Source organism: Streptococcus sp. NSSLK0004, assembly GCF_059039125.1.
On record NZ_CM180142.1, the window covers coordinates 1,387,989 to 1,413,910 of the forward strand.

Here is a 25,922-nt window from a genome sequence, read left to right on the forward strand (position 1 = left end):
GTATAATATGCTCAGAACCTATCGAAGGAATGAAAAATGTTACAAACACCCAAGCATATAACAGCCATCATTGAGTCTCACCTAGATCAGATGACAAAACTTGAAAAACAAATTGCCAACTATTTTACTCAGTTAGACCCAGCAAGTGCAGATCTTAGCCAGGAAAACACCATAAAACAACTCCATATTTCCCCCTCTGCTCTTACCCGTTTTGCTAAAAAATGTGGTTTTTCTGGTTATAGAGAATTTGTATTTGCTTTTCAGAATAACCAACAATACTTTGAGAAACATTTTGAAAAATTACAACGGAGCTTAACAAAAAAAGTCTTGGTAGACTATGAGGAAATTTTAACTGCTACCAATAACTTGGTAGACGAGGAAAAATTAGAAGAAATTGCCAAACTCATTGACAGTAGCAAACGTGTCTACTTCTATGGAATTGGTAGTTCCGGCCTTGTAGCCATGGAAATCAAGTCTCGTTTTATGCGGCTGGGTGTAGTGTGTGATGCAATTACCGACGAAACCAATCTCATTTGGACGACGAATATACTGGATTCCACTTGTTTGGTCATCGGTCTTTCTTTATCTGGTCAGACCGAAGGAGTTATGCATCACCTGCGTTTGGCTGATCAAAAAGGTGCAACAACTGCACTATTAACAACTAAGTCTTTTGCAAAGGAAAACACTCATAAACTGATTCCTGTCGCATCTGTCCGACATCTCAACTACGGCAACCGTATTTCACCTCAAATTCCCTTGCTTATCATGCTGGATATTATTTACGCCTACTTTTTAGCGATTGATAAAGAGAAAAAAGAGAATATTTTCAGACAAACGATTATAGAATAAGTTCATACAAGCAAAGTAAAAAGCAGTCAAAGCTACTCCACATGCTATGATATAGCGAAGTCAGCTCGACTGCCTTTTTATTACATTTTATTAGAGAGCACTACATTTCACTCTTCTAACCCAAGAATTTGGTTTATTTCTTGACTATACAGAATAGCTTTTCCTCCAAAAATAGCTTGAATTCCACCTTTTACATCTAAAACAGCTGTTGCACCAATTGTCTGAATCACTTCCTTCTCAACAAGATGACTATCTTTGAGCGATACTCTTAATCGAGTTGCACATGCAGTTACATTTTCGATGTTCTCTGCTCCACCGAGTGCATCAATAATAGAGATAGCATTGTCATAAAGACTGGAACCATTCGGTAAAACTTTTTCAGAATGTGTAGTTTGATCACTGGTTTCCATACCAGGAACTAGAACATGGAATTTAGTTACCAAAAATTTGAAAACAACATAATAAACTGCTGCCCAAACCAAACCAACAGGAAGCACATAGAGCCAGTTCGTTTTATCGTTTCCTTGGAAAACACCAAAAATCAAGAAATCGATTAACCCACCAGAAAATGAATTACCAATACGAATTTGAAGGAGATCTGCTACCAAGAAAGAAAGTCCGTCCAAAAAGGCATGAACAATATAGAGCCACGGTGCAACAAACAAGAAAGAAAACTCAATCGGCTCCGTAATACCAGTCAATAAAGATGTTAAGGCACTACTTGAATAAAAACTACCAACTTTCTTACGATTTTCTTTAGGGATTGCATGATACATAGCCAAACATGATGCTGGCAAACCAAATATCATCGTTGCAAATCGACCTGCAAAAAATCTAGTTCCGTAAGTAAATAATCCTGTGTGATTCGCATCAGCTAGTTGGGCAAAGAAAATATTTTGCCCACCTTGGATTGTCTCACCTGCTACAACCTCACTCCCACCTAATGAGGTATACCAAAACATTGGATAAATGGTGTGGTGTAAACCAAATGCACCTGTCAAGCGTAACCCAAAACCATATAAGAAGGTTCCAAAACTTCCCATCTCTGCTATTGCCTCACCAAAATCAACTAGCAAATTCTGAATCGGTGGCCAAATAACATAAAAAATAGAACCAATAGCGATTGCTGCAAATGAGGAAACGATTGGAATAAAACGAGAACCTCCAAAAAAGCCGAGGAATGCTGGTAATTCAATTTTTCGATATTTATTGTGTAAATTAGCCACAGTAATACCTATTGCAAGTGCTCCTATCACACCAGTATCTATACTTGCTCCAGCATCTGCAAATAAAGTCAAAAAACCGCTGATGGTTGCTGTGTAAACCAAATAGGCAACTCCAGCAGATAGACCTGCTGTTCCTTTATCAGCATCCGCCAAACCTACAGCAACACCAATCGCAAAAATCAATGCAAGATTTGCAAACACAGCACTACCAGCTGTACTCATAATAGTGAATACTGCTTGTAGCCATGCTTGATTCAATACAGGAAATTGAGCTACAGCATTGCTATTTGACAATGCACCTCCAATTCCCAATAATAGCCCAGCAACGGGTAGAATGGAAATCGGCAACATAAAAGCCTGTCCCAATTGGGAAAACTTCTTAAAATTCATACTATATTCCTTTCTATTGAATGTCTATTTTTCATGCAAAGCTCTGATAAAACGCTCCGCTATTTCCTTAGGTCGAGTAATGGCTCCACCAACAACGATACCGGCCACACCTAAATCATGTATCGTCTTAACTTGGTCTGGGTAATGAATTTTTCCTTCTGCTATGACATCTATCCCAGCACGACAGAGACGGTCTATCAGTTCAAAATCTGGCCCATCTTCCTGCCTACTATAAGAGGTATAACCAGAAAGTGTTGTACCGACAAAATCAATACCAGCTTCATAAGCTACCACACCTTCCTCATAGGTAGAAATATCCGCCATAAAAAGTTGCTTAGGATATTTTTCTTTGATTTGCTTGATGAAGTCAACGATAGAAAGACCATCAAACCGTTCACGTTTGGTACAATCCAAAGCAATCACTGCAATATCTAATTCAGCTAATTCATCAACTTCACGCATTGTTGCAGTGATAAAAGGTTCTTGTGGAGGATAATCCCTCTTGATGATTCCGATAATAGGTAAATCAGTGACTTCTTTAATTTCCCTAATATCTCGAACACTATTTGCTCGGATACCGACAGCCCCTGCTTCTTGAGCAGCCTTGACTAGCAGAGGTATAACACCACCTTCTTCCCTATATAAAGGTTCACCCGGTAAAGCCTGACAAGAAACAATGATTCCAGCTTTTATCTGTTCTTTCAAAGTGTCTTTACTGAAGTTGGTCATTCATTTTCTCCTTTCTATTTTTTGATTAAAGATAGCGCTTACAATATTATTATATAGCATATTGATTTTTTTTCAATCCTAGCTCCTCATTTAAAATCTAATTTCTATTTTAGAAAAAAATATTCTTTTTTTGAAACTAATTTCAAAATTTTATTTTTGTTGTAAAACTAGTTTTACAAAATGCTCCAAAATTATCATATTCATACCAGAACTACCCGTACACTCATGCTTCAAAAAAACTAGTTAGGATACTATCTGCATCCTAACTAGTTTTCGAAACAAAGTGGGTTATTTTTTCTACAAAGCATACGATTGCTGTCCTGAATTAATCGGAGCGTCAACCAAATTGATTGCATAATTACATGAGCTAGCAAGACCAGCTCCCAAGACAACAGCCAAGGTTCCCAATTTCATATCTGCTTCAATCGCTTCCCGTGACAAATAGCCTGCAAAATGTCATCTGATATCTTAATCTGCTTGATAGAAATTGTCGTGTGACCAGCCACACAGAAACCACAACCATTAGCAACCGCTGCGGTAATTTGAACAATTTCACGATCCGTTGGTGTCAAACTATTACAACAATTGATGGTTCCTACTGTCTGATATGTTTCCAATACTGTTCGGAGAATTAGCCAAAAAATCAATCAAATTGGGAATATAGTCACCGTTATTTTATTGATCATTTCCAAGTTCTCACGCAAATCCGGTCTAACTGTGTACAAAGTATGAATAGGAAAAAGGCTTGTGTCATAGGATACTCCATTTTATAATGTTTCATAGACTAGCTTCAAAAAACTCTGTGATTCGGCTTATTCTATCATAAAGCGAAGACAGTCAGCAAATATATTTTGGTTATCTTTCCTATAAATAAAGACTATTTTAATAAAAATACATTTAAATCGACCATATTGTAGATTCTAAATCCTCCCAGTTCTCAACTACCTTATCCGCGTCGACAGCCGTATCAGGCTTGGAACGCAATCTGTGATTAAACCAAATCACTTGCCAACCACATGCTTTAGCCCCTATGACATCATTTTCAAAAGAATCACCCAAATAACAAATCTCCTTGGCTGGAAGCCCCAAACGCTGTTCCATGACCTGAAAAATACTTGGATGGGGCTTGGCAACACCTAGTTGACCTGAAATCATGATTAAATCTTGGTCAAACCAATCTAAAAGCCCCAGTGTACGAATCTTTCGCAATTGGTGGCGATAAGGACCATTGGTAATAATGCCCATAGCAATCCCTTTTTCTTTGCAATAGCGAAAAATGGCTGGAAAGATAGGACTTAACTCCAACTGCCCTTGGTAATAATCATAGTCAATCTGAATGGTCAAGGCTAGGGCATCCGATACATGAATATCGAAATCAGCCAAAGCCTCTTTCATCCGGTAAATATGGCTATCCTTCAAACTCATTTTCCCAGTTGCCGCAGCCTCAAATACTTGATCTGCATGATGGCGAAAGGCTAAATAAAGCGGAGCCATTAGTTCATCGGCCACCTGCAAATGCCGACTGATTGCCTTCTTAAAAGGCTGAATCTGGTCATATAAGGTATCATCTAAATCAAAAATCAATGCTTTCATGCTTTGATTATAACAAAAAACCTAGACTTCTGCCTAGGTTTATTCATTCTATATTTTGGCCTGTATTCTATGCATCTGGGCATAGACGCCATCCTCTTCAATTAGTTCCTCGTGTCTGCCGCGCTCAATAATGCGACCTTGATCCAAGACCAAAATTTGATCTGCATTTTGAATCGTTGACAAACGGTGGGCAATGATAAAGGTTGTTCGTCCTTCTTTCACCACTTCCATGGCATGTTGGATAATTTCTTCCGTTTCCGTATCGATATGGGAAGTCGCCTCGTCCAAAATTAAGATTTTAGGATCAGAGTAAAGGGTGCGGGCAAAGGCAATCAACTGACGTTCCCCACTGGAGAAGCTAGCTCCTTTTTCAACAACTGGCTCATCCATTCCCTTTTCTAGTCGCGCCAGCATAGGCCCTGCTCCAACTTTTTCAAGCGACTGGAGAATCTTCTCCCTGTCTGCATCTTCCTCGTTCATGGCTACGTTACTGGCGATTGTTCCTGTGAAGAGATAGGGATCTTGTAGGACAATCCCCATATGACTGCGCAGGCTTTCCCGTGAATAGTCACGGATGTTTTTTCCATCAATCAAAACGCGACCTTCTTGTGGATCGTAAAAGCGATAGAGAAGGTTCATAATGGAAGACTTACCAGAGCCAGTATGCCCCACCAAGGCAATAGTCTCTCCCTTATCCGCCTGAATGGAAATCCCCTTGAGAATAGGCTTTCCTTCCTCATAGGCGAAGGTGACCTGGTCAAAGACCACCTGACCAGCTGTCACCGACAATTCCACACTGCTATCAGGCTCAGTCTCTTCTTCCAAGAGCTCGATTACCCGCTTGCCTGTCTCCAAGGAGCGCAAGAGGTTTGGAAATTGCTGGACAAGAGCGCCTAAGGCAATGAAAATTCCCTCGATGTAGTTGATATAGACAAAGAGCCTACCAGCTGACAGGTCTGACTGTCCCTTGAGGAATTGGTAGCCTACAATGGTCAAAATCCCTGTGATAACCAGATATTTCAAGAACTCAGTCAAGTTCCAAGTTGCAATAGACTGGGCCCAGATAATCTTGTTATCAGCCCGCCGCATCTTGTCTGCCGTTTCCTCAAACTCTCTCATCACCCGTTCTTCCTGACCAAACAGCTGAATGAGACTGGCGCCATTCATGGTTTCATTGACCTGGGTATTGACATCACTTCTAGCATCGTAAAAGTCCTTCATGGGCTTGTCAGTCATTTTCTTGTAGGCATACTGGATACCGATATAAAGTGGAATCAAAAGAAGAAGGACAAAGCCCAGTGTGACATTCATGGCAAAAAGAATACCATAGGTGAAAATCAGACGCACGATATTGTTAAAGGCATTCACCAAAGTCCCATAAAATTGGGTCCGCAAGGTTTCTGTATCGTTGACAATCCGTGTGGCAATCTTCCCAGCTGGCTTGTCATCAAAGTAGGAAATAGGTAAGCGTTGCATGACATCGTAGGCACGATTGCGCAAATTCTCCGCTATGCCATTGGCACAGAACATAAGCAAACGCATAGAAATGTAAAAGCCAAACGCACCGATTACATTGAGCAAGAGATAGAAAGCAAGTTCCCGCAAAAAGACGGGTTGATTAAAAGCAGTTCCCTCACTAATAGCAGTCAAAGGGCCGTCAATCAGAGTCTGTAAAATCAGAGGAGCAAAGCGCACCATGATAGAAGCAAGAAGGTAAACAGCAACAGCTCCTAGAAACAACCACTTAACGCGCTTGATTTCCCCTAATAAAAATCCGATAATACTCATTCTTCCCCTCCTTCCTGACTTTGTTGGCGTTGGTATTGTTCATAGTACCAGCCTTCTTGGGCAAGCAAGTCAGCCGGCGTCCCTTCTTCTACGATCCGCCCTTCATCCAAGACCAATACCCAGTCTGCATGATTGACAGCAGATAGGCGATGTGTCACGATGACATTGGTTTTCCCTGCTCGCTCTTTTTGAATATTTTGGATAATCTGGCGTTCTGTCCGAGCATCTACTGCCGACAAAGAATCATCCAGTATCAGCAAGTCTGGCTCTCGCAGAAAGGCACGAGCAATCGAAATCCGTTGCTTCTGACCGCCAGAAATGGACACGCCCCGCTCGCCAATCATGGTTTCTAGACCGTCACTCATCCGCTCCAAGTCCTTGGTAAAGGCTGCGGTTGCAATGGCTTGCTCAATGTCCTCAGGACTGCTATCAAGCTTACCAAGTGCAATATTTTCGCCAACTGATTTGGAAAAGAGGATATGCTCTTGAGGAACGTAGCCGATTTTTCTCTCGATAGAAGCACGTTTTACTTCTAAAACTGGCTGGTCGTTGATGAGAAACTCTCCTTGACCGACTGGATACTGGCGGAGCAACTGGCGGACCAAGGTGGTCTTTCCTGAGCCAGTCTTTCCAACGATACCAACTGTCTGACCAGCCGTCAGGGTCCAGTTAATGTCTGAAATGCTAGCCCGTTCTGCCTCTGGGTAGCTAAAGCTGTAATCCTTGAAGGAAACACTAGACAGCTCTGCTATTTCCCTAGTACCGTCAGCTTCTAGGTCATCTCCTGTCTCAATCAACTCCTGCAACTTCTCAAAGGAAGTCTTCCCAGTCTGATAAACCAGAATAAAGTCTGCCAAGGTCCAGAAAGGCTCCAAAAGTGAGCTGACATAAAGTTGAAGAGCAATAACCTGCCCAAGACTTAAGTCCCCATTCTGAAGGGCCTGTGCCCCCAAGAGAAGAACGGCTGCATTTGACAAGGCTAGAAATACAGTCGCTAATGGGTTATAGAGGGACTGGAGAGAGGTAATGCGGTTTCCACCTTGTGCCAATCGCCTAGTCTTTTCTTGAAACTTAGCTTCTTGCGTAGATTTCTTGCTGTAGGCTCGGGTCACACGGATACCTTCGACCACTTCCAAAACCTCGGTGTTCAAAGCTGCCACTGCATCACGGTTCTCATCAATAGCCAGATCCTGCTTGCGACCGATAAAGAAAATCCAAACAGCCATAGCAATCATTGGTAGGATCGCCCAGAAGGAAATCTTCCAGTCAATCAAAAACATAGTGGGAATGATGAAGGCCAGCATACCGCCTGCGTAGACCACAATCATAAGACCATAGCCAATCATTTCCATAAGTCCATCTACATCTGTTGAGAAACGGGTCATAATATCACCAGAGCGAAATTTCTCATAGAAAGGCGTTCGCATGACCACCATTTTCCGAAAGGCACGCTGCTGCATCTCAAACTTGAAGTTGACCGAAGCCTGAAAGAGTTTGAGGTGCCAGATAAAGCCCATGGCATAGTTGAGCAAAGTCACTAGCAACAACAAGGTCATATCTTGAATCAAACCAGATTCCGTCAAGCCCTGACTGGTCAAGGTATCTACCATACGCTGAATAATCTGGGTTGGCACTAAAAGCGTGGCGTCATAAATAACCAAGGTCACAGCAACCAACAAGTAAAGCCACTTGTGCTGTTTGACATAACTAAAAATCAATCGAAACATAGAATCTCCTTTTCCAATACATCTCCAAAAGTAACTACTCGACATCTTTTGAACACAAAAAGACCCGAGATGAACACACTCCATCCCGGGTACCCTCAAGTCCGCAAAAAGAAACTAAGGTCTTGGCTTAGAAAGGAGTGTATGATGAAAACTTGCTACCGTGTTCATAAGCAATTGTTTCATGATGTTCTCCTTTCTCTCATTCTTGAATTATCTAACCCTTATTCTAACATAATAGACAGATAAGTCAAGGATATTTTGGCATTTTCGATTTCTTTTTCCAAGTATTTAAATACGAATTTATTCGAAATATGTATTTACATTTTTGAATTAAAACGATATAATAGTGATATAATAACTTACAAGGAGAAAAGATATGGTAAGAGGACGTGGAACAGCAACTCCGCAAGATATCGAATATATGAAGATTCTTTCAGAGAACTTGCGACTTTTATTGGAGCGAGGACAGTTCAAACAAGCCGATGTGGTCAGAGGTACAGGAATTCCTGCTAGCACCTTGACAGGATATGTGAAAGGTAACTCTCTGCCTGTTACTGCTAATGTTCAGAAGCTGGCTGATTTTTTTCAGGTCGATCCTGCTCAGATTGACCCCCGTTTTTCTAAAGTGATTTCTTTACCAACAAATTCTACAGCTCCTATCCTTGAATCCATTCAACAAACAGTTGCACAACTTCTTCCCCAAAGACAAGAATTCATTTTGGCCTGTGCTAAAGAACAACTAGAAGAACAAGAACAGGAACTCTTTGAAGCTAGCTTAGTAGAGTACCATATTTATGAAAAGTTATCTGCCGGAACTGGAACTGCTACCTATGATGAGCATAGCTATGATATCGCCTATTTCGATCAAGATTTGGACCATGATATTGCCAGCTGGATTTTTGGAGATTCTATGGAACCCAAATATCTCAATGGACAAGTCGCTTTAATTAAAGAGACTGGCTTTGACTATGACGGCGCTGTTTATGCAATTGTTTGGGATGGACAAACCTATATCAAAAAGGTTTATCGAGAAGAACATGGACTCCGACTAGTTTCTCTCAATCCTAAATATTCAGACAAATTTGCCCCTTACGATGAAGATCCTCGCATTGTCGGCAAAATCGTTGGAAGCTTTACTCCAATCGAGCGATAATAACTTGTTTTATAACCAAGACTAGTTCTTATTCCTAAAGAACTATGCGCTCTTATGATTCTGAATCTTATATAATAGCAAAAACCCTTGTGTATCAAGGGTTTTTGGCGTTATTTTATGCTAGTTGCCGGGATTGAACCGGCGACCTCATCCTTACCATGGATGCGCTCTACCGACTGAGCTAAACCAGCATACTCTATTAGTTTACCATATTCCATCTATTTGTCAACACTTATTTCTAATTGCATCTTCCCTAGAATTATCTGACATTTTTAAGAAATTATGCTATACTATTGTTATAAAAATCACAAAGGAATCTATATGAAACTGCAATGCCTTCAAGTTGGGCAATCTTATTTGGTCAAAGATTGCTTGATGCAAGATGAAATTCGCAAGCACTTAGCACACTTGGGTTTAACAATCGGTGAAGAAATTCGCATCATTTCAAAAACTAAAACCAATGCTATTTTTCAAGTCAAAGCAAGTCGTCTGGCCCTAGACCAAGAAATTATTGAATCGCTGGTTTTAATAGAAAAGTCAGCTACGGAGATCATCAATCTATCTGAGGCACCTATTGGTAGCTCTGCTAAAGTCATGGACATTTATGCAACAGGTGCTCTACGCCGTCGTCTCATGGATATGGGACTTACAAAGAACACGCAGCTATTTCTCAAAAAAGTCGCTCCCCTAGGCGATCCAATCGAAATCACCCTACGAGGCTATGAACTGACACTACGTAAATCCGAAGCACAAATGGTCGGGGTCCAAATCACAAGCGAGGTAAGAAGATGACAAAACAAATCGCCCTTGCAGGAAATCCAAATAGTGGAAAGACGACGCTTTTCAATCTCCTAACAGGTACTAACCAACGTGTCGGCAACTGGCCTGGGGTAACCGTTGAAAGAAAGTCTGGGACTATCAAAAAGCGGAACCATCTACTCCTTCAAGATCTACCAGGTATCTACTCGCTATCTCCCTACACACCAGAAGAACGGGTTGCAAGAGATTATTTGATAGCGGACCAACCAGCTGCCATCCTCAATGTCGTCGATGCAACAAACTTGGAACGCAACCTCTATCTAACCTTGCAGTTATTAGAAATGGGCTTACCAACTCTTGTTGCCCTCAATATGACGGATGCCTTAAAAAGTCAAGGTCGCTCAATCAATAGCGATCAACTTTCCTATCAACTAGGTGTCCCTGTCCAACCTATTAGTGCCCTGAAGAAACAAGGCATTCCCCAACTTATCCACCAAGTCGAAAAACTTGCCAATCACCAGCCCGAACCTATCTATCCCCAGTATGACAAACAATTTGAGGCTGGGCTTGCACAGGTTATTGATCTCCTACCAGATTCTATCCCACATCTTCAAAAGCGTTTTTACGCCATCAAGTCACTCGAACAAGACCAAGTCATTCTGGACCAATTGCAACTCGGTACACAAGAAATGCTTGATTTGACCGAAATTATTACCATTTTGGAAAAAATTTACGCAGACGATATGGAAGCCATTATCGTCAATCAACGCTACCAGTTTATCGAGAAAATCGCAGAGCTCGTCACCAAGGACAGCGATCAGACTTTTAACCTATCTGATAAAATCGACCAAGTGGTTACCAACCGTTTTCTCGCCCTGCCTATCTTTGCAGCAGTTATGTGGCTGACTTATTTCCTGTCCATTCAGACGGTTGGTACCATGGGGACAGACTGGGTAAATGACGTCCTCTTTGGAGAACTTGTGCCCGGCTTTATTCAGGAAAATCTAGACAAATTTGAAATAGCTGACTGGCTACAATCTTTAGTCCTTGACGGCATTATTGCAGGTTGTGGTGCTATTCTCGGTTTTGTTCCACAGATATTTGTCCTCTTTTTCTGTTTGGGAATCTTAGAAGATATTGGCTATATGAGTCGCGTCGCCTTTGTTATGGATAGGATTTTTAGACGCTTTGGTCTCTCAGGCAAATCCTTCATTCCCATGTTGATTTCCACAGGTTGCGGTGTTCCCGGAGTCATGGCTAGTCGGACCATTGAAAATGAACAGGACAGAAAAATCACTATTATGACCGCAACTTTCATGCCTTGTTCTGCTAAACTTCCTATCATTTCGCTAGTTGCTGGTGCCTTCTTCCCTGACAATCCTTGGATTGCCCCAAGTGCTTATTTTGTCGGTATGGGAGCGATTATCCTATCGGGAATGGCACTTAAAAAGACCAAACAGCTTGGTGGAGTCGCAAGTCCCTTTATCATGGAATTGCCATCCTATCACTTACCTAAGCTCAGCACCGTTCTCCGTTATGCCTTCGATAAAGCCCTTAGTTTCATCAAGCGTGCTGGTACCATTATCTTTGTGACCAATATCATCATTTGGTTCAGTAGTTCTTATAATTGGTCTTTACAAATGGTCGAAACAGATGAGAGTATCTTAGCTTCCATCGGACGTAGTTTTTCCCTTCTCTTTGTTCCACTTGGTTTCGGAAATTGGCGTGCAACTGTTGCAGCCATCACTGGACTCTTAGCCAAGGAAACCGTTATTGCCACCTTTGGTATCCTCTACAAATTAGGAGAAACAACAGAAGAAAATCCTGAACTCTGGGGGCTCTTGCAGCATGATTATACAGCCTTATCAGCCTATTCCTTCCTAGTCTTCAATCTCCTTTGTGCGCCTTGCTTTGCAGCAATCGGTGCTATCCATCGTGAAATGGGAGAAGCAAAATGGACTTGGATTGCTATTGGTTTCCAGACAGGTTTAGCCTATGCAAGTAGTTTGGTCATCTATCAAGTTGGCCTTGTAGCCATCTACGGACAAGCTCCGACAGTCTGGACCTTTATGGCAATCTTACTGGTTATGGCAGCCATCTACAGCCTAGTGAAGAAACCAGCTAACACTCTTCCAATCGTCACTCTGAAAACATTAGAAAAAGGAGAATAGTAATGCCAACACTTATCCTCTTTCTTATCATTGTTGTCCTATTTTCTCTTGCTATCCGCAGTCTCATTAAGGGGAAAGGATCCTGCGGAGATTGTTCCTGCGACTGTGCGATTAAACAAGAGATAGATGATTCTTCTCACCATGAATAAAAACTCGTTGTTCAATCTATAAAACAAAAGCTACCCAGTTCACGTTTGAGCTAGGTAGCTTTTTCATATTCTGCTAAAATGATGTTTTTTCCAGCTGCTTTTTTGACTTCACCAGTCGGGCTGAAGCCAACCTTAGACCAAAAATGAGTTGATTGTGGATTACTTTCCACATAACCTAGCCGCACCTTTTTGAAGCGAGTTGCTAACTGGGGCAGGAGCTCTGCTATTATCATTGAACCAATACCCTGACCAGCCAATCTGGCATCCACCATAAAAAGACCGATGTAAGCCACTTCCTCTGACGGATAGCCGTCTATCAGATCCAACACCGCAACCAGTCTAGCCTCATCCCAGAATCCTAGAAAATACTTGTCTGATAAGTCTTTCCCCGGCGGACAATCCACTAAATCATTCGCCAGACTTTCCAGACTAGGAAGAGGAGGAAAATGCTCAAAGTAGAGGGGATTGGTCTGATATAGTGCCAACACCTGCTCTAAATCTGCTTCCTCCAATCTCTTCACATGAAAACGGCTGGATAGATTTCTAATCTCAATCTCCATAACGTTCCTTTCGATGCAATCCATAATATAAGGATGTAACCTGCTGACCAGTAATGACCTGATCAGCCTCTTTTTGAGCTAGCAAGCGAAAATCCATTTTTTCTAAGAGTCTCTTGGAAGCTACATTCTCCTGAGCGTGTCCTGCCTTGATGACCTCAAAGCCTACGTCGTCCAAGAGCAGGGGCAGAACTGCCTGTAAGCCTTCGCTTGCCAAACCCTGATGCCAGTATGCCTTGTTGAGAATGAAACCAATGGAGATAGACTTGTCTTGCTCTGAAAGTCCGTAAGTATCCAAAGTACCAATCATCTTCTGATTGCTCTTTAGCTCCAAGGCATACTTCCCGACGGGATCTGCCAAGTACATTTTTTCAATGCCCTGTCTGGTGTCTTCCAAGGTCTGATTGACTGGAAAGGTCCAACGAGTCGTTTCCTCATCAGAAGCGTACTCGTACATATCCTCCAAATCGTCCATAGAAACAGGGCGAAGCCGAAGGCGTTTGGTCTCCAAAACCGTATACTTAGCTAACTTATCCTTCAGAGTCATGGTCTTCCTCTAACTCTTTCTTCGGTTCTCCAATGGTCTCAAAACTTGTACGGCTATCCGTACTTAAAGCCTCCTGCTCGTAAGCATTGATAATCTGGGCAACCACCGGGTGACGGACCACATCCTTGGCAGAAAAATGCACAAAATCAATCTGTGGAATCTTAGCCAGTTTCTCTGTCGCATCAATCAATCCCGACTTAACCTTTCGAGGCAGGTCAATCTGGCTAATATCCCCGTTGACAATCATCTTGGAGTTGAATCCCAGACGAGTCAGAAACATCTTCATCTGCATAATGGTGGTATTTTGTGCCTCGTCCAAGATGACAAAGGCATCCTCCAAGGTCCGCCCACGCATATAGGCCAGCGGGGCAATCTCGATAATCTCCCGCTCCATCAGGCGCGTGGTCTGCTCCTTGCCCAAAATCTGATAGAGGGCATCATAAACAGGTCGTAGGTAGGGGTCCACTTTTTCTTTTAGGTCTCCTGGTAAAAAGCCTAAACTTTCACCAGCTTCGACCGCAGGACGTGTCAGAACAATCCGCTTGACCTGCCCCCGCTTGAGAGCAGTAACTGCTAGCGTAACCGCTAAGAAAGTTTTACCTGTACCAGCAGGACCAATCCCAAACACGATGTCATGGCGTTTTACGCTATCCACATAGATCTTTTGACCAAGGGTCTTTACGCGAATGGGCTTGCCGTAGTTGTCCTTGATAATTTCTTCTTCGTAAAGGGCAACAAATTTCTCAATTTCATCGTTTTTGACCATAGAAATCGCCGTTACCACATCAGGCGTATTGATGACCAAGCCCCGATTGACCAAGACCAAGAGGGATTGAATGACCAAGCGAGCCTGCTCTATCTGCTCTTCCTGACCGATGACCTGCACTACTTCCGTCCGTGCATGAATGACCACGCCCAATTCCTGTTCCATTAGTCGCAGGTGGCGTTCATTAGACCCAAAGAGGCTAAACAAATCATCTGGGTGTTTTAAGTGAATATCAATCGAATGTTCTAGCAAGTCTTGCTCCTTTTCCTCTGCTTTTCTCTATTATAGCAAAAATAGCCCTAACTGGACTATTTTGACTTATTTTCTTGCTCAATGCCCCAAATACTCTTCCCAAATCCGATCAAAATCACTCATGGAAAAGCTAAAGCTTGCCGATTCTTCCAGAAAGCGACTGACCACATCGAAATCATCGGACTGTTTGGGAAAGTCCGATTCCTCAAAGGCATAATCTGCTAAAATAGCTACTGGCTCATTACTTTTGGGATTGCGTTGAGCCATTAACCAAGTATAAAAACTTTTTCTCACAACACTTACTTTCTAATATGATTTTCTTCATAGAGCTCTATATACCGTTTCATACTCATCTTACTAACCAGTTGACCAATGAGCTCATAGGGAATATTTTTAGGATTTTTCATGCGGACACAGGACTTGCCCATATCTAGCTTGGTCGGTACCACTTCCTGATAAGCAGCCACAAACCAATCATTGAGTTCCTTGTCCATATAAATCCCCATATGATAAAGAGCAATATGAGCCTTTTGAGAAGCCAGAGCTAAAAAGGGCAACGGCTCTCCAGGCGTACAATGATAGCCGTTAGGATAGGCAGACAAGGGGACATAATAGTTAATCATTCCCCCTAAAACTCCCACCTCAAATCCCGCAGGTAGATTACCCACAATCTCCTGATGCAACTGCTCTAGGGGCTCCTTGCGATTATCTGGCAAGGCTTCAAAATAGGCTTCTACACTTTCAACATCGTATAACATTTCTTCTCCTCGGTCTAATATCTATTACGTCGAGAAAGTCTTTCTCCACTATTGCGTCGCTGTTTTCTCTTACGACGATTATTTTGTTGGACCAAGAAAAAGTGACCAATTAGACTAACTAGAAGAGCTGCAAGTAAAATCCAAGGCCATTGACCAAGTAAAATCGTTGTCCAATCAACTTGCTTAGAAACCTGCTCAGTCTTCTGTGAATTTTGAGAGGTTGTGCTATTTGACTGAGCTGTTATTGCTTCTACATTCACTGTATCTGTGATCATCGAACTCACAGCTTCTAAGCCATTTTCTACACGTAGTTGATTATTTTCTACTACGTAAGTTGGCTCTGTTCCCTTGGCAATCGTTCCATAAAAATCTTTTTCCAACTGATATTCTTGGCCATTAATAGTCTGTTTCCCTGCTGACAAGAGTTTCTTATATTCATAGTCCGCATAAGATTTTTCAATCAGAGCATTTCCAAATGGATGACGATAATATTCTCCATTTTGATCCGACCAGTCACCGACTCCCATAATAACTGCAATGTGACGTTGTTCCCCACGTTTGATGGTTGCAATATAGTTAAATGCTCCTCGTGGACTTGAACCTGTTTTCAGTCCATCTACTCCGTCGATACCATACTCAGCACCAGGAAGGGAATAATTATAAGTTTCAAATGTTTCTTCATAAGGTGTCCCAGCCTTAACAGTTACTACCGCATCATTTGTATGGTCTAGAATTCCGGGATAATTCTTTACAAAATGATAAGTCAAGATTGCTAAATCACGCGCTGTCGTTTGATTGGCACTATAAATATCATAGCGAGTTGGATTGTAGTAACCTTCAAAAGCTGACGCCGCAGCACCACTGGGATTAAACCAATAGGTGTTGGTCATTCCTAGTTCTTGCGACTTTGTATTCATCAAATCAATAAAAGCATCTGGATCATTATTAGAAATAAGATTAGCTAGCATAATAGTGGTCACATTAGAAGACGGAACAGCAGTCATAGTTATCAACTCACTAACCGAATAATTTACGCCCGCTACAATTTTATTATTAGAAATGGCATAAATCCCAGAAATTGCTTGATCAGATGCTGTCGCTGTAACAATTGTGTCCTCGGTAAATTTGCCTTGGGCAATTGCTTCATAGGTCAAATATAAGGTCATGACCTTACTCATACTAGCAGGATCGCGTACCTCATCAACATTGTCTCCCCACAGAATATCTCCAGTATTTCCATCAATGACAATAGTCGACTTCGGTCGATTTACTTCACTAACTTCATAGCCTGCCGCACGCGTGATATCCATCAATTCATCCGCTTGAACAGGAAGGCTACAAAAAGTCAATAAACTAATCAAACAACTTGCAAGAATCTTTTTCACTATCTTCTCCTAACTATTTTATCGTAATCCTAATATACTTTCTTTCGCATGTATCATTTCTGTTATCATTTGACAATAGGGTGTTGGAATCCCCGCTCGTTTTCCTTTAAAAACTACAGCACCATTCAAGTAATCAATCTCTGTCTTCCGACCATTTTGAACCAAATCCTGATGCATGGACGGATAATGATGAGAGGCTTTCTTAGAAGTATCCATGATGTATTTCCAAATAGCAGCCTCGTCAATTCCGTCTGTTTCAGATTTAGCTACGGCGATAAATTCTTTGAAAATTCCCTGAACCAAATTTAAGCCACCTTCTGTTCCAAAGAGTTCACCAATGGTACAGTTGAGAACTGTACAGGTCGGATTCATCGTTCCATTAACACAGGCTTTCTGCCAAATGGCATTGATAACATGGTCATCATAGTTTGCATTCAGTCCAGCTTCATTAAACATATCAATGATTTCAACAACTGACTGCCCATCACCAACCATATTTTGCACCGAGATAGATCCAGGACCTTCCAAATGTGCATGGCCTGGTCCCTTAAGCCCAGCCAACCAAATTGTGACCCCAACCATGATACTATCATCTGGTACATATCGACGCATGGTTGTCGCATGCCCCAATCCATTCAAGAGACTCAAAACCTTAGTCTGCTCACCAATAATCCCCTTAATATCCTGTAGCATTTTCGGCAACTGGTCCGCCTTAGTTAATAGAATAATCAAATCAGCAACTTGAGTCGCCTCAGTCGGCTTCATAATGGGAAGATGCACCGTCTCATCAAAATCTCCAGTCACCTTCAGCCCTTTTTCTCGGATAGCCTGGATATGTTCATCCCAATTATCCAGCAAAATTACTTCATGGGTAGTCTTTGACAATTGATAGCCAAACCGACACCCCATTGCACCACTACCAGCAATATAGACTCTCATAGCTACACCAACTCTGTCCCAAATTGGTCTTGTTTGACTTTTCCAGCCTTCATCAATCCACCAAGTGCCTTCTTAAATTGCCCCTTGGATATACCAAAAGTACTCTTGATATCTTCCGGAGTGGATTTGTCATTCAAAGTCATAAAGCCTCCATTACTTTCCAAATAAGTCAAAATCATCTGAGCATCATTTTCCAACATCTCAAACGAACGTGGTTTTAGAGATAGATTTAGAGTTCGATCGACTACACGATAACCAATTACACGCGCATCTAAAACCTGTCCCAAACGAGGTTCTGTAAAACGCTCACTTGGATGGATAAAACCAAGCATGTTGTTATCTGGCAGGTAAACAAAAGTTCCACTCAGTTTCAAACGATAGACAATAGCACGCACTGTTTGGTTTTGCATATTGTCATAAGCAGGACCTGCCATCTTCTGAAAATCTTCCTGAAAAGCAGGTAAAGCCCAGATCCGATCCTTCTTATCCACATCCAATTTGACATACAACTGGTCACCTTTTTTAGGCCATAGTTCCTTGATATCAGGCAAGTTATCCAAAGAAACAACTACCTGTTTATCTGGTAAACCTGTGTCAAGGAAAACACCCAAGTCTTTCCGAACTTCTGTAACTGTTCCCCAGCCAAAGCTAGTCCGACTAGCCGTCACTTCCAGGGTTGTCAGACGGAATTTTTGTTTCATATCTGTATAGACAAATCCTGTAACAGACTGCCCAAGACTGAATTCTCCCTCTGTTTTAGCAAGAGCAAAGGTCATTCCTTCTTTTTGTACAAAGTAAAATTTTTCATTCTCATCTATTACAAGACCCGTGAGAACTGTCGCTAATAATGTATTGTTCATAGGCTTCTTCTTTCTAATCGCCAATGGGATAAAGCGGGAAAAAGGAGGGCACTCCTGCTCTCCTTCTTCTATTAAACTTCCAGCAACTCTTTTTCCTTGTCTGCTGTCATCTTATCAATAGTCTTAATGGCATCATCTGTTACTTTTTGAATATCTTTTTCAAGAGTCTTCAATTCATCTTCAGTGATCTCTTTCGCTTTTTCAGCTTTTTTTGCTTCATCCATGGCATCACGACGGATATTACGGATGGCAACTTTTGAGTTTTCACCCACTTTTTTCACATCTTTCGCTAAATTTTTCCGTGTCTCCTCTGTAAGGGCTGGAATAACTAAACGGATAACAGTACCATCTGACTGTGGAGTCAAACCTAAATCCGAAGCATTTAAAGCACGCTCAATGTCCTTCAAGATAGACTTATCAAATGGCGTAATCAAAAGAACACGCGCCTCTGGTACTGTGATACCCGCTAACTGGTTGAGCGGAGTAGGAGCACCATAGTATTCTACTGTGACACGGTCTAACAAACTGGCATTGGCACGACCTGCACGAATGTGGCCAAATTCACGAGCCAAACTTTGATGAGATTGGTTCATACGCTCTTGTGCTTTTGTAATGATTTCTTTTGTCATAATAGGTCCTTCTTTTTATTTTTCTTCCTTATTTGATACCGTTGTACCGATTTGTTCGCCAAAGACAACACGCTTGATATTACCCGGCTCGTTCATGTTAAAGACAACCAAGTCAATGTCATTGTCCATAGACAAGGTTGAAGCTGTCGCATCCATAATTTTAAGCCCACGACTGATGACTTCACGGTGAGTTAATTCATTAAATTTCACGGCGTTAGCGTCTTTCTTCGGATCTGCATTATAGACCCCATCCACACCATTTTTCGCCATAAGAATAGCGTCTGCTTCAATTTCTGCTGCTCGGAGGGCTGCTGTTGTATCGGTAGAAAAATACGGTGATCCGATACCAGCACCAAAGATAACAATTCGACCTTTTTCTAAGTGACGAAGAGCTCGACCACGAATATAAGGCTCCGCAACAGACTGCATAGCAATAGCTGTTTGAACTCGTGTATCTACACCAATTTGCTTTAATGAATCAGCCATTACTAGAGCATTCATAACCGTTCCTAGCATCCCTGTATAATCTGCCTGAACGCGATCCATTCCTGCTTCCGCAGCAGGCTCACCACGCCAGAGGTTCCCACCTCCAATAACCAAGGCAATTTGAACACCTGATGCTGCTACTTCTTGGATTTCTTTAGCGATTCCCTGCACTGTCTTGATGTCAATGCCAACACCACGTTCACCAGCTAAGGCTTCTCCTGATAGTTTGATTAGAATACGTTCATATTTTGGTTTCATTGTCTTACCCCTCTATATTATCCCTTCCATTTTATCATAATTTTTCCATTTTTTATAGCAGAATCTGTCGAAAAAAAAGAAAATCATTTCTGATTTTCTTTCTATGGCAGATGCAATTTGCGACGTAAACTCGTTGCCCTTGTACCGATTAGTTTATCCAATTGACGTGTTTTCAAGGTTAGGACAACAAAGACAATAATACCGACCACACCTGAAATTCCGATGTGGAGCGCACTGGAAATATAACCTGTCGCTGGAATGAATTGATTGAGCAAACATTCTAATCCAAAAACAATGATGCCCATTACCAAGGAAATACCACTAATGGTTCCCACATCCTTGATAATTTCTTGCTGATCAAATGCTACGCATTGATAAATTCTCCGATAAAAGAGAATAACTGTTACACCTAATCCTAAGGCCGTTGAAAGGAGGGAACCATAAACTTGGAAAAGGTATAAGAAGGGGATTTGTAAAACCAACTTAACCACCAGACCAATGACAAAATACAAAATAGCTCTGCGATTTTCAAAGATAGCCTGAATCACGACCCCTAGAACCGAGTAAAGTCCCTGTATCAAAATCAACAAAAGGTTAGCGATGAAAAGGTGGATGGCTAAATCTTCAGCCTCACCATAAAAGACCGAATAGAGTGGACGGGCTAATAAAACTGTTCCAACAATGGCCGGAATCACAAAGATAAAGAGCATTTGTAGATTGTCTGTAATCAGCTGAGCAGTTCCCACTTTGTCCTTTTGAACAAACCGTTCGGTAATAAGAGCAATGGCCACACTACCAATAGACCCTGTAATACCAATAATCAGCATGGTAATTTTACTTGGATTGGAAACCATGTAAGAATAAAGAACCAGAAGTTCCGAATTTGTATAGTCAGTAATCCGGCTCATGGTATTGACAAAAGTTGCCTGATCCACAAATTGATAGAGTTGGAAGGCCATGCCTAAGATAATGATAGGAAGAGCTTCTTTCAGAGTTTCCATAATCAGCGACTTAATATCAATAGTAGCTGAAACGGTTCCTTTACGGACAATTTTCCCTAAAAAACCACCCTTATGCAAGTACCAAATGAGTGCTGCAACACTGGCTAACATCCCAATGAAAGCTGCGAAAGTTGACTGAGTAACTGCCTCTAGATAGTTACCTGAACCTATCTTCATGATATAGAACGTCGTTGCTAAAATCCAAATAACCCGTACAATCTGCTCTACAACCTGACTGATTGCATAAGGCTTCATATCGTGATGCCCTTGGAAGAAGCCTCTCATTATACTCATAGCCGGGAAAATAAAAAGCGGTGGCACCAAGCTGTACATAACAGGCACTAATAACTCCTTAGATCCTGAGATCTCCGCTAACCAAGGTGCTGCTAGGTACATGACTACTGCGAAAATTCCTCCCATAATAAGCATCAGTTTGAAGAACTCTCGCACCAAGTAATAAGATATATCTTGTTTTCCTTGAATATTATACTTTGCAATCTGTTTAGCAACTGCTGTAGGTAGACCAACTGTTGAAATCAATAAGAAATTGGCGTAGATTTGATACCCCATATTAAAGAGGGCATTGGCCTCAGCAGCATGGCTTCCCAACCACATATACCAAGGGATAACATAGATAATTCCCAAAAGACGACTGATGAAACTTCCAGCCGTTAACCAGGCCATCCCACGCACCATAGTTTCCTGATGCTGCCCTTGTTGCGTTTCAACTTTTTCCGACATATACTTTTCCTTTTCTTGCTAGTTAGACCTTCATTATAAACTTTTTCTCCCAACTTGTAAAACTGGAACATTTAATGTAGAATAAGAAGACTACTCCGTTTTACATTGAAAAGGATTTTACTATGAAAAAACACGCCTACTTAATTGTAGCTCATGATAAATTTGACCAGTTAGCGTTTCTGCTTCAATTACTTGATTATCCACATCATGATTTCTTTGTCCATATTGATAAGAAATCTACTATCAGCCCAGAAGAAATTGCCACGCTACAAGCTAGTGTCACCTCTTCTAATCTTACTCTCATTCCAAGACGCGCTGTCTACTGGGGAGACTTCAGTCAAATTCAGTGTGAATTAGACCTTTTCGAAGCTGCCCATGCCACTGCTGACTATGAATTCTACCACCTCCTTTCCGGAGTTGATTTACCGCTTAGAAGTCCTGAAACTATCTACCACTTCTTCTCTCAAAATACAGACAAGAATTTCATTACTCGTTTTAACCAAGATGAATTCCAAGACCTCAAACTACATAAACTAGTTGAACATTACCACTTGACCACTAAGTTTCCTCGTAAGTTACCACAGCCTTGGCACAAATTTGTCCGTGCTTATCGTATCCTTGAAAACAAGGTACAGACAGCTCTTAAGATTGATCGCTTAAAAGGAAATCGTGAAAACTGGGGACTTGATGCTTATGCAAACTGGAAGTCTATTAACAAAACTGCACTAGAAGCGATTCTGGCAGACAAAACCTTTATCTACCACCACTTTCACCATAGCTTCTGTGCAGATGAACTTTACGTCCCAATGGTCTTTACACGGGCAAAACTGCTGCCGACCATCTATCACTATGAACATGTGACAGATACTCCTGACGAAGTTCAAGGCAATCTTAGCTATATCAACTGGTGGGACGGACACCCTTACGAGTGGACCGATTCTCCTGAAGATATGGCACAGTTAGAAAAAGGAATTGCTCTTGGACACTTTTTCTCCCGTAAATTTGACTTGAATAAAGCTCCTGGCCTCAAAGATTTTATCCTAGAAAAAACACGCAACTAGAATATAAAACCACCTAAGCAAATTTAGGTGGTTTTTTTACCTTCTTTTCTCCCTTGGAATCTTTCGTCTGCTCACCTTGAAAAGTAGAACTAACGACTCTCTCGATGGAGTTGGTGCAACTCTGCTACAAGTGGATTGAGTAGACCTAATCGACCATCTGCATTGGTCATAATCGTCTGTACATAGGTCCCTTCTGGAGCATAGACAATTCCCGAATCATTTGCAGCTCTATAACCCCAACCACCAATCCAACCAGCCTTACTCTGAACTTTTTGAGTAGTTCCTAAAACCGAGTGAATTGGAGATAAATTTGGACTTTCAAACCAAGACCCAACTTCTCGACCGGTAGGAGTGAGAGAAAAATAGCGATAATTTTGCAACCATAGACCATGCAATTCCTGAGCAGTCAAATAAGGATAGAGAGCATCTACTGAAGCCCGACTAACCCCTGCAGCATCTGCCCATTGAAAAATACTGCTTGGACCAAAGGTTGAATATAGGTGGAAATAACCATCATTACTAGAATTTCTCAATACATCCAGCATCATTCCTTTATACTGATTTATCGATTGAGGATTGCGTGCAGTCAAACTAGCAACATAAGGACCTTTAATGGTGGAAGCTCCATAAATTTTTGTGCTGGCATTGTATTCAATCCCTCTACGAGTTTGTATATCCGACATTTTAAAGCTAACGGTATAACCTTGGTATTCCATGTGGTTAATAGCATTTACCAAAGCTTGTAATCTATCTGGTCGTGGCGTGTAATCCCCGATAATTGTCAACACTTTTCCACCAACTACCATTTGTTTTACTGCTAAACTTGGTAGAGCTACATTCACTGTTGTAGAAGTAATTCCTGTTCGCTGACCGACTGCGTTAATATAGTACAGACCAATCTGATAACGGCCTGATTCATAATTATGATTGACAAGAGGTACCGTAACGGAATAAGTCCCATTCGATTGACGAGTGGCAGTATACCAAATCAAGTCATCTTGACCATTTCGATCTGTCCAGATAGGAAGTTGTACTTCTTTCAAACCTGTAGGAGCAACTATATTAGAAACAGAAATTGTGAAGGTACCGTTCTTGACATTTGCCGTTGAAACATTTAATTTTCCAGTAGGATTTCCAAAGCTAGCAATCGAGAAACCTTCAGTTGCTTTCAAAGGAACTAAGGTCTTTCCTATTTTACTTTCCCCATAAATATGAACTTCATATTTACCAGTTACAAATTGATGATGGAGAAAATCAAGGGTGGCAATGTAACTTCCATCTGCCTGTCGTTGCGCCTGGTACCAATAAATATCATCCTGTCCATTTGCAACCGACCAAACTGGAATCTTAATCGATTGAATATAGTGCGGAACATTTGTCACGGTTACCTTATAACTAGCGGCGCTTTGTTTGGTAATAGTGGTCGAAACAGTAGGCGTCGGGATAGATACTGTCAACTGGGTAAAACCAGTTGTTAGACCATATACATGAATCGTATATGAACCAAAACCACTGTGATTTTCAAAAGGAACCAAAACTTTTCCTAGTTGATCAGCCTTGTACCATCTCACATCATCCTGACCATTGACATCCGACCAAATTGCAACCTTAATATCCGATACTTTTTTATAGCTTGAATCAGGTAATTGAACAAGAATTCCGTAACTGGTCACGGTTGCAGTTGGCTGGTCAACCATTACAGGAGGTGTCATTCCTGCAGGAGCTAATCCATAGAAAGCGATACCTTCTTGTCTCCAACCTCTCGTTCCCAATACGGTATACTCATTGCCATCTCGCGTATAGAGATGACGTTTTAATTCTGGATGATATAGGCGATAGATTGGCAAATCTCCAAAAGAGCGAAAAGCTTCGCCTTCTTGATTCCACCCTCTGCTTCCTAACACCTTATACTCATTGGGATCTTTGGTATAAAGATGAACCTTTAACCCCGAATGATATAGACGGTAAAGACCGGCGGTTGTGGCCTCATCTCCTGACTGAGAGGCGGTTGTGGAGGTTGAGGGGCTGGTAGAACTACTACCGACGATTGTAGAATTAGAGCTAGTAGTCGTTGTGGAGCTTTCCGTTGGGACTGTGCTTGTTAAATCGGTGCTCGTCGTAGCAGTTAAACTTGTTGTGCTAGAAACAGAATCTGTGGAAGACTGTGTACTTTGAGAACTGGTAGAATCACTTACATCAGATGTTAGCGAAGTGCTAGTTGAAGCATCTCCACTTTATGAAGTTGTGCTACTTTCTGCAAAAACAGACAAACCAAGCCCTGTCATTAGCACCACCATACCATAAATACTAATAACACGAATCCATTTTTTCATTATCATCTCTCCTCATTCGATGTCACAGCATTAAATCGCTCGGTACTCAGCTGCCAAACCTTTTTGCACTCCCGGACGATCTGCGATTTTCTTTACCCAAGCCTTGAGGTAGGTATAGGAATCTGTGTCCAAAAATTCTGCCGATCCCGGATACAATTTTCCAAGTACCAATTGCCCATACCAAGACCAAATAGCAATATCTGCAATCGTGTAGGCACTGCCTGCTATGTATTCTCTTGTTTCCAATAACTGATCTAAAAGATCTAGCTGTCGCTTGGTTTCCATAGTATAGCGATTAATCGGATACTCTTGAGCAGTTGGTGCGTAATGGAAGAAATGTCCAAATCCACCTCCAACAAATGGAGCAGCACCAGTTTGCCAAAAGAGCCAATTAAGAACCTCTGTCCGTTCAGCCCATTCTTTTGGCAAGAAAGCTTCGAACTTCTCTGCTAAATAGAGGAGAATATTGGTAGATTCAAAAACGCGAACTGGTTCTTTTTCAGAATAATCCACAAGCGCAGGAATCTTAGAATTTGGATTGATACCAACAAAATCGGAGCCAAATTGATCTCCTTGACCGATGTTGATAAGAAAGAGATCATAGTCTGCTTCAGAAATACCTAATTCCTTCAATTCTTCCAACATAATGGCAACCTTAATACCATTCGGTGTGCCTAAAGAATAGACTTGGAAAGGCTTGTCTCCTTTTGGTAGTTTTTGTTCAAAGCGACTACCTGCTGTAGGGCGATTGCCTGAACGGTTATCATTTTCATCTTCCCACTTCCATACGAGTGGTTTTGTGTATTCTGTCATAT

24 protein-coding genes, 1 tRNA gene and 1 pseudogene are annotated in these 25,922 nt (G+C 41.5%); 6 read left to right on the forward strand and 20 right to left on the reverse strand.

The genetic code is table 11. The features are described from left to right. Nucleotides 1–36: 36 nt before the first annotated feature. On the forward strand, nucleotides 37–849 hold the full coding sequence (locus AC4CS8_RS07045) for a MurR/RpiR family transcriptional regulator (RefSeq protein ID WP_493892560.1): 813 nt from the start codon (nucleotides 37–39) through the stop codon (nucleotides 847–849). Nucleotides 850–956: 107 nt separating this feature from the next. Here the strand turns inward: AC4CS8_RS07045 and AC4CS8_RS07050 are convergent, their stop codons facing one another. The 6 genes and pseudogenes from AC4CS8_RS07050 to AC4CS8_RS07075 all read right to left on the reverse strand — a co-directional run bounded on the left by AC4CS8_RS07050 (nucleotide 957) and on the right by AC4CS8_RS07075 (nucleotide 8,302). Then, nucleotides 957–2,465 (reverse strand): PTS transporter subunit EIIC, encoded by a 1,509-nt coding sequence (locus tag AC4CS8_RS07050; protein ID WP_493892561.1) that lies wholly within the window; start codon nucleotides 2,463–2,465, stop codon nucleotides 957–959. A 24-nt stretch (nucleotides 2,466–2,489) separates the two neighbouring features. Beyond that, nucleotides 2,490–3,194, reverse strand: coding sequence for an N-acetylmannosamine-6-phosphate 2-epimerase (locus AC4CS8_RS07055; protein WP_493892562.1), 705 nt, complete (start codon nucleotides 3,192–3,194; stop codon nucleotides 2,490–2,492). Between the two features lie 297 nt (nucleotides 3,195–3,491). After that, nucleotides 3,492–3,928: pseudogene (locus AC4CS8_RS07060) on the reverse strand (carboxymuconolactone decarboxylase family protein). A 163-nt stretch (nucleotides 3,929–4,091) separates the two neighbouring features. After that, nucleotides 4,092–4,787, reverse strand: coding sequence for an HAD family hydrolase (locus tag AC4CS8_RS07065; RefSeq protein WP_493892563.1), 696 nt, complete (start codon nucleotides 4,785–4,787; stop codon nucleotides 4,092–4,094). 48 nt (nucleotides 4,788–4,835) lie between these two features. After that, the gene (locus AC4CS8_RS07070) at nucleotides 4,836–6,575 is read right to left on the reverse strand and encodes an ABC transporter ATP-binding protein (RefSeq protein WP_493892564.1); all 1,740 of its coding nucleotides are present in this window, start codon (nucleotides 6,573–6,575) and stop codon (nucleotides 4,836–4,838) included. Further along, nucleotides 6,572–8,302 (reverse strand): ABC transporter ATP-binding protein, encoded by a 1,731-nt coding sequence (locus tag AC4CS8_RS07075; protein ID WP_493892565.1) that lies wholly within the window; start codon nucleotides 8,300–8,302, stop codon nucleotides 6,572–6,574. Before AC4CS8_RS07075 ends, AC4CS8_RS07070 begins: the two co-directional genes overlap by 4 nt. 376 nt (nucleotides 8,303–8,678) lie before the next feature. Here AC4CS8_RS07075 and AC4CS8_RS07080 point away from each other — a divergent pair, with 376 nt between their 5' ends. Beyond that, entirely contained in the window at nucleotides 8,679–9,455 is a 777-nt protein-coding gene (locus AC4CS8_RS07080) for a S24 family peptidase (protein WP_493892566.1), read from the forward strand. 118 nt (nucleotides 9,456–9,573) lie between these two features. Here AC4CS8_RS07080 and AC4CS8_RS07085 read toward each other — a convergent pair. Beyond that, nucleotides 9,574–9,646, reverse strand: a tRNA-Thr gene (locus AC4CS8_RS07085). Between the two features lie 130 nt (nucleotides 9,647–9,776). Between AC4CS8_RS07085 and AC4CS8_RS07090 the strand changes: the two genes are divergently transcribed. The 3 genes from AC4CS8_RS07090 to AC4CS8_RS07100 are packed head-to-tail and all read left to right on the forward strand — an operon-like array spanning nucleotide 9,777 to nucleotide 12,534. Next, a complete protein-coding gene (locus AC4CS8_RS07090) occupies nucleotides 9,777–10,247 on the forward strand; it encodes a FeoA family protein (protein WP_493892567.1) in 471 nt (156 codons plus the stop codon). Beyond that, nucleotides 10,244–12,385: a ferrous iron transport protein B gene (gene feoB / locus AC4CS8_RS07095; protein WP_493892568.1), complete on the forward strand. Its 2,142-nt coding sequence runs from the start codon at nucleotides 10,244–10,246 to the stop codon at nucleotides 12,383–12,385. Before AC4CS8_RS07090 ends, feoB begins: the two co-directional genes overlap by 4 nt. 2 nt (nucleotides 12,386–12,387) lie before the next feature. Beyond that, complete coding sequence (locus AC4CS8_RS07100) at nucleotides 12,388–12,534, forward strand: FeoB-associated Cys-rich membrane protein (RefSeq protein ID WP_493892569.1); 147 nt, start codon at nucleotides 12,388–12,390, stop codon at nucleotides 12,532–12,534. Between the two features lie 50 nt (nucleotides 12,535–12,584). On the opposite strand, the gene AC4CS8_RS07105 is transcribed toward AC4CS8_RS07100, so the two are convergent. The 11 genes from AC4CS8_RS07105 to AC4CS8_RS07155 all read right to left on the reverse strand — a co-directional run bounded on the left by AC4CS8_RS07105 (nucleotide 12,585) and on the right by AC4CS8_RS07155 (nucleotide 21,713). Continuing rightward, nucleotides 12,585–13,094 (reverse strand): GNAT family N-acetyltransferase, encoded by a 510-nt coding sequence (locus AC4CS8_RS07105; RefSeq protein ID WP_493892570.1) that lies wholly within the window; start codon nucleotides 13,092–13,094, stop codon nucleotides 12,585–12,587. After that, entirely contained in the window at nucleotides 13,084–13,638 is a 555-nt protein-coding gene (locus AC4CS8_RS07110) for a GNAT family N-acetyltransferase (RefSeq protein ID WP_493892571.1), read from the reverse strand. The genes AC4CS8_RS07105 and AC4CS8_RS07110 overlap by 11 nt, the downstream gene beginning before the upstream one ends. Further along, complete coding sequence (locus AC4CS8_RS07115) at nucleotides 13,622–14,656, reverse strand: PhoH family protein (protein ID WP_493892572.1); 1,035 nt, start codon at nucleotides 14,654–14,656, stop codon at nucleotides 13,622–13,624. The genes AC4CS8_RS07110 and AC4CS8_RS07115 overlap by 17 nt, the downstream gene beginning before the upstream one ends. A gap of 78 nt (nucleotides 14,657–14,734) precedes the next feature. Then, a complete protein-coding gene (locus AC4CS8_RS07120; RefSeq protein ID WP_493892573.1) occupies nucleotides 14,735–14,950 on the reverse strand; it encodes a YozE family protein in 216 nt (71 codons plus the stop codon). A gap of 5 nt (nucleotides 14,951–14,955) precedes the next feature. After that, the gene (locus tag AC4CS8_RS07125; protein WP_493892574.1) at nucleotides 14,956–15,414 is read right to left on the reverse strand and encodes a DUF1801 domain-containing protein; all 459 of its coding nucleotides are present in this window, start codon (nucleotides 15,412–15,414) and stop codon (nucleotides 14,956–14,958) included. A 14-nt stretch (nucleotides 15,415–15,428) separates the two neighbouring features. Next, a complete protein-coding gene (locus AC4CS8_RS07130) occupies nucleotides 15,429–16,799 on the reverse strand; it encodes a D-alanyl-D-alanine carboxypeptidase (protein WP_493892575.1) in 1,371 nt (456 codons plus the stop codon). A gap of 18 nt (nucleotides 16,800–16,817) precedes the next feature. Continuing rightward, nucleotides 16,818–17,738, reverse strand: coding sequence for a 2-dehydropantoate 2-reductase (locus AC4CS8_RS07135; RefSeq protein ID WP_493892576.1), 921 nt, complete (start codon nucleotides 17,736–17,738; stop codon nucleotides 16,818–16,820). 2 nt (nucleotides 17,739–17,740) lie between these two features. Continuing rightward, on the reverse strand, nucleotides 17,741–18,598 hold the full coding sequence (cvfB, locus tag AC4CS8_RS07140; protein ID WP_493892577.1) for an RNA-binding virulence regulatory protein CvfB: 858 nt from the start codon (nucleotides 18,596–18,598) through the stop codon (nucleotides 17,741–17,743). Nucleotides 18,599–18,669: 71 nt separating this feature from the next. Further along, on the reverse strand, nucleotides 18,670–19,227 hold the full coding sequence (gene frr / locus AC4CS8_RS07145; RefSeq protein WP_493892578.1) for a ribosome recycling factor: 558 nt from the start codon (nucleotides 19,225–19,227) through the stop codon (nucleotides 18,670–18,672). A gap of 15 nt (nucleotides 19,228–19,242) precedes the next feature. After that, nucleotides 19,243–19,971, reverse strand: coding sequence for a UMP kinase (gene pyrH / locus AC4CS8_RS07150; protein WP_493892579.1), 729 nt, complete (start codon nucleotides 19,969–19,971; stop codon nucleotides 19,243–19,245). Nucleotides 19,972–20,072: 101 nt separating this feature from the next. Continuing rightward, nucleotides 20,073–21,713 carry a putative polysaccharide biosynthesis protein gene (locus AC4CS8_RS07155; protein WP_493892580.1) on the reverse strand — a complete coding sequence of 547 codons (1,641 nt, stop codon included), beginning with the start codon at nucleotides 21,711–21,713 and terminating at the stop codon, nucleotides 20,073–20,075. 122 nt (nucleotides 21,714–21,835) lie between these two features. On the opposite strand from AC4CS8_RS07155, the gene AC4CS8_RS07160 reads away from it, so the two are divergent. After that, nucleotides 21,836–22,774: a beta-1,6-N-acetylglucosaminyltransferase gene (locus AC4CS8_RS07160; RefSeq protein ID WP_493892581.1), complete on the forward strand. Its 939-nt coding sequence runs from the start codon at nucleotides 21,836–21,838 to the stop codon at nucleotides 22,772–22,774. Between the two features lie 89 nt (nucleotides 22,775–22,863). Here AC4CS8_RS07160 and AC4CS8_RS07165 read toward each other — a convergent pair whose 3' ends face one another. Together AC4CS8_RS07165 and yghU are read right to left on the reverse strand one after the other, a co-directional pair. Beyond that, on the reverse strand, nucleotides 22,864–24,822 hold the full coding sequence (locus tag AC4CS8_RS07165) for a GBS Bsp-like repeat-containing protein (RefSeq protein WP_493893878.1): 1,959 nt from the start codon (nucleotides 24,820–24,822) through the stop codon (nucleotides 22,864–22,866). Nucleotides 24,823–25,137: 315 nt separating this feature from the next. Further along, nucleotides 25,138–25,920 carry a glutathione-dependent disulfide-bond oxidoreductase gene (gene yghU / locus AC4CS8_RS07170; RefSeq protein ID WP_493892582.1) on the reverse strand — a complete coding sequence of 261 codons (783 nt, stop codon included), beginning with the start codon at nucleotides 25,918–25,920 and terminating at the stop codon, nucleotides 25,138–25,140. Between the last annotated feature and the right edge of the window lie 2 nt (nucleotides 25,921–25,922).

Coding starts and splice junctions, on each gene's coding strand:
- AC4CS8_RS07155 (WP_493892580.1), bottom strand. CDS start 21,713: ATGTCGGAAAAAGTTGAAACGCAACAAGGGCAGCATCAGGAAACTATG.
- AC4CS8_RS07050 (WP_493892561.1), bottom strand. CDS start 2,465: ATGAATTTTAAGAAGTTTTCCCAATTGGGACAGGCTTTTATGTTGCCG.
- feoB (WP_493892568.1), top strand. CDS start 10,244: ATGACAAAACAAATCGCCCTTGCAGGAAATCCAAATAGTGGAAAGACG.
- AC4CS8_RS07125 (WP_493892574.1), bottom strand. CDS start 15,414: ATGTTATACGATGTTGAAAGTGTAGAAGCCTATTTTGAAGCCTTGCCA.
- cvfB (WP_493892577.1), bottom strand. CDS start 18,598: ATGAACAATACATTATTAGCGACAGTTCTCACGGGTCTTGTAATAGAT.
- AC4CS8_RS07100 (WP_493892569.1), top strand. CDS start 12,388: ATGCCAACACTTATCCTCTTTCTTATCATTGTTGTCCTATTTTCTCTT.
- yghU (WP_493892582.1), bottom strand. CDS start 25,920: ATGACAGAATACACAAAACCACTCGTATGGAAGTGGGAAGATGAAAAT.
- AC4CS8_RS07080 (WP_493892566.1), top strand. CDS start 8,679: ATGGTAAGAGGACGTGGAACAGCAACTCCGCAAGATATCGAATATATG.
- AC4CS8_RS07110 (WP_493892571.1), bottom strand. CDS start 13,638: ATGACTCTGAAGGATAAGTTAGCTAAGTATACGGTTTTGGAGACCAAA.
- pyrH (WP_493892579.1), bottom strand. CDS start 19,971: ATGAAACCAAAATATGAACGTATTCTAATCAAACTATCAGGAGAAGCC.
- AC4CS8_RS07105 (WP_493892570.1), bottom strand. CDS start 13,094: ATGGAGATTGAGATTAGAAATCTATCCAGCCGTTTTCATGTGAAGAGA.
- frr (WP_493892578.1), bottom strand. CDS start 19,227: ATGACAAAAGAAATCATTACAAAAGCACAAGAGCGTATGAACCAATCT.
- AC4CS8_RS07070 (WP_493892564.1), bottom strand. CDS start 6,575: ATGAGTATTATCGGATTTTTATTAGGGGAAATCAAGCGCGTTAAGTGG.
- AC4CS8_RS07045 (WP_493892560.1), top strand. CDS start 37: ATGTTACAAACACCCAAGCATATAACAGCCATCATTGAGTCTCACCTA.
- AC4CS8_RS07135 (WP_493892576.1), bottom strand. CDS start 17,738: ATGAGAGTCTATATTGCTGGTAGTGGTGCAATGGGGTGTCGGTTTGGC.
- AC4CS8_RS07055 (WP_493892562.1), bottom strand. CDS start 3,194: ATGACCAACTTCAGTAAAGACACTTTGAAAGAACAGATAAAAGCTGGA.
- AC4CS8_RS07160 (WP_493892581.1), top strand. CDS start 21,836: ATGAAAAAACACGCCTACTTAATTGTAGCTCATGATAAATTTGACCAG.
- AC4CS8_RS07065 (WP_493892563.1), bottom strand. CDS start 4,787: ATGAAAGCATTGATTTTTGATTTAGATGATACCTTATATGACCAGATT.
- AC4CS8_RS07075 (WP_493892565.1), bottom strand. CDS start 8,302: ATGTTTCGATTGATTTTTAGTTATGTCAAACAGCACAAGTGGCTTTAC.
- AC4CS8_RS07090 (WP_493892567.1), top strand. CDS start 9,777: ATGAAACTGCAATGCCTTCAAGTTGGGCAATCTTATTTGGTCAAAGAT.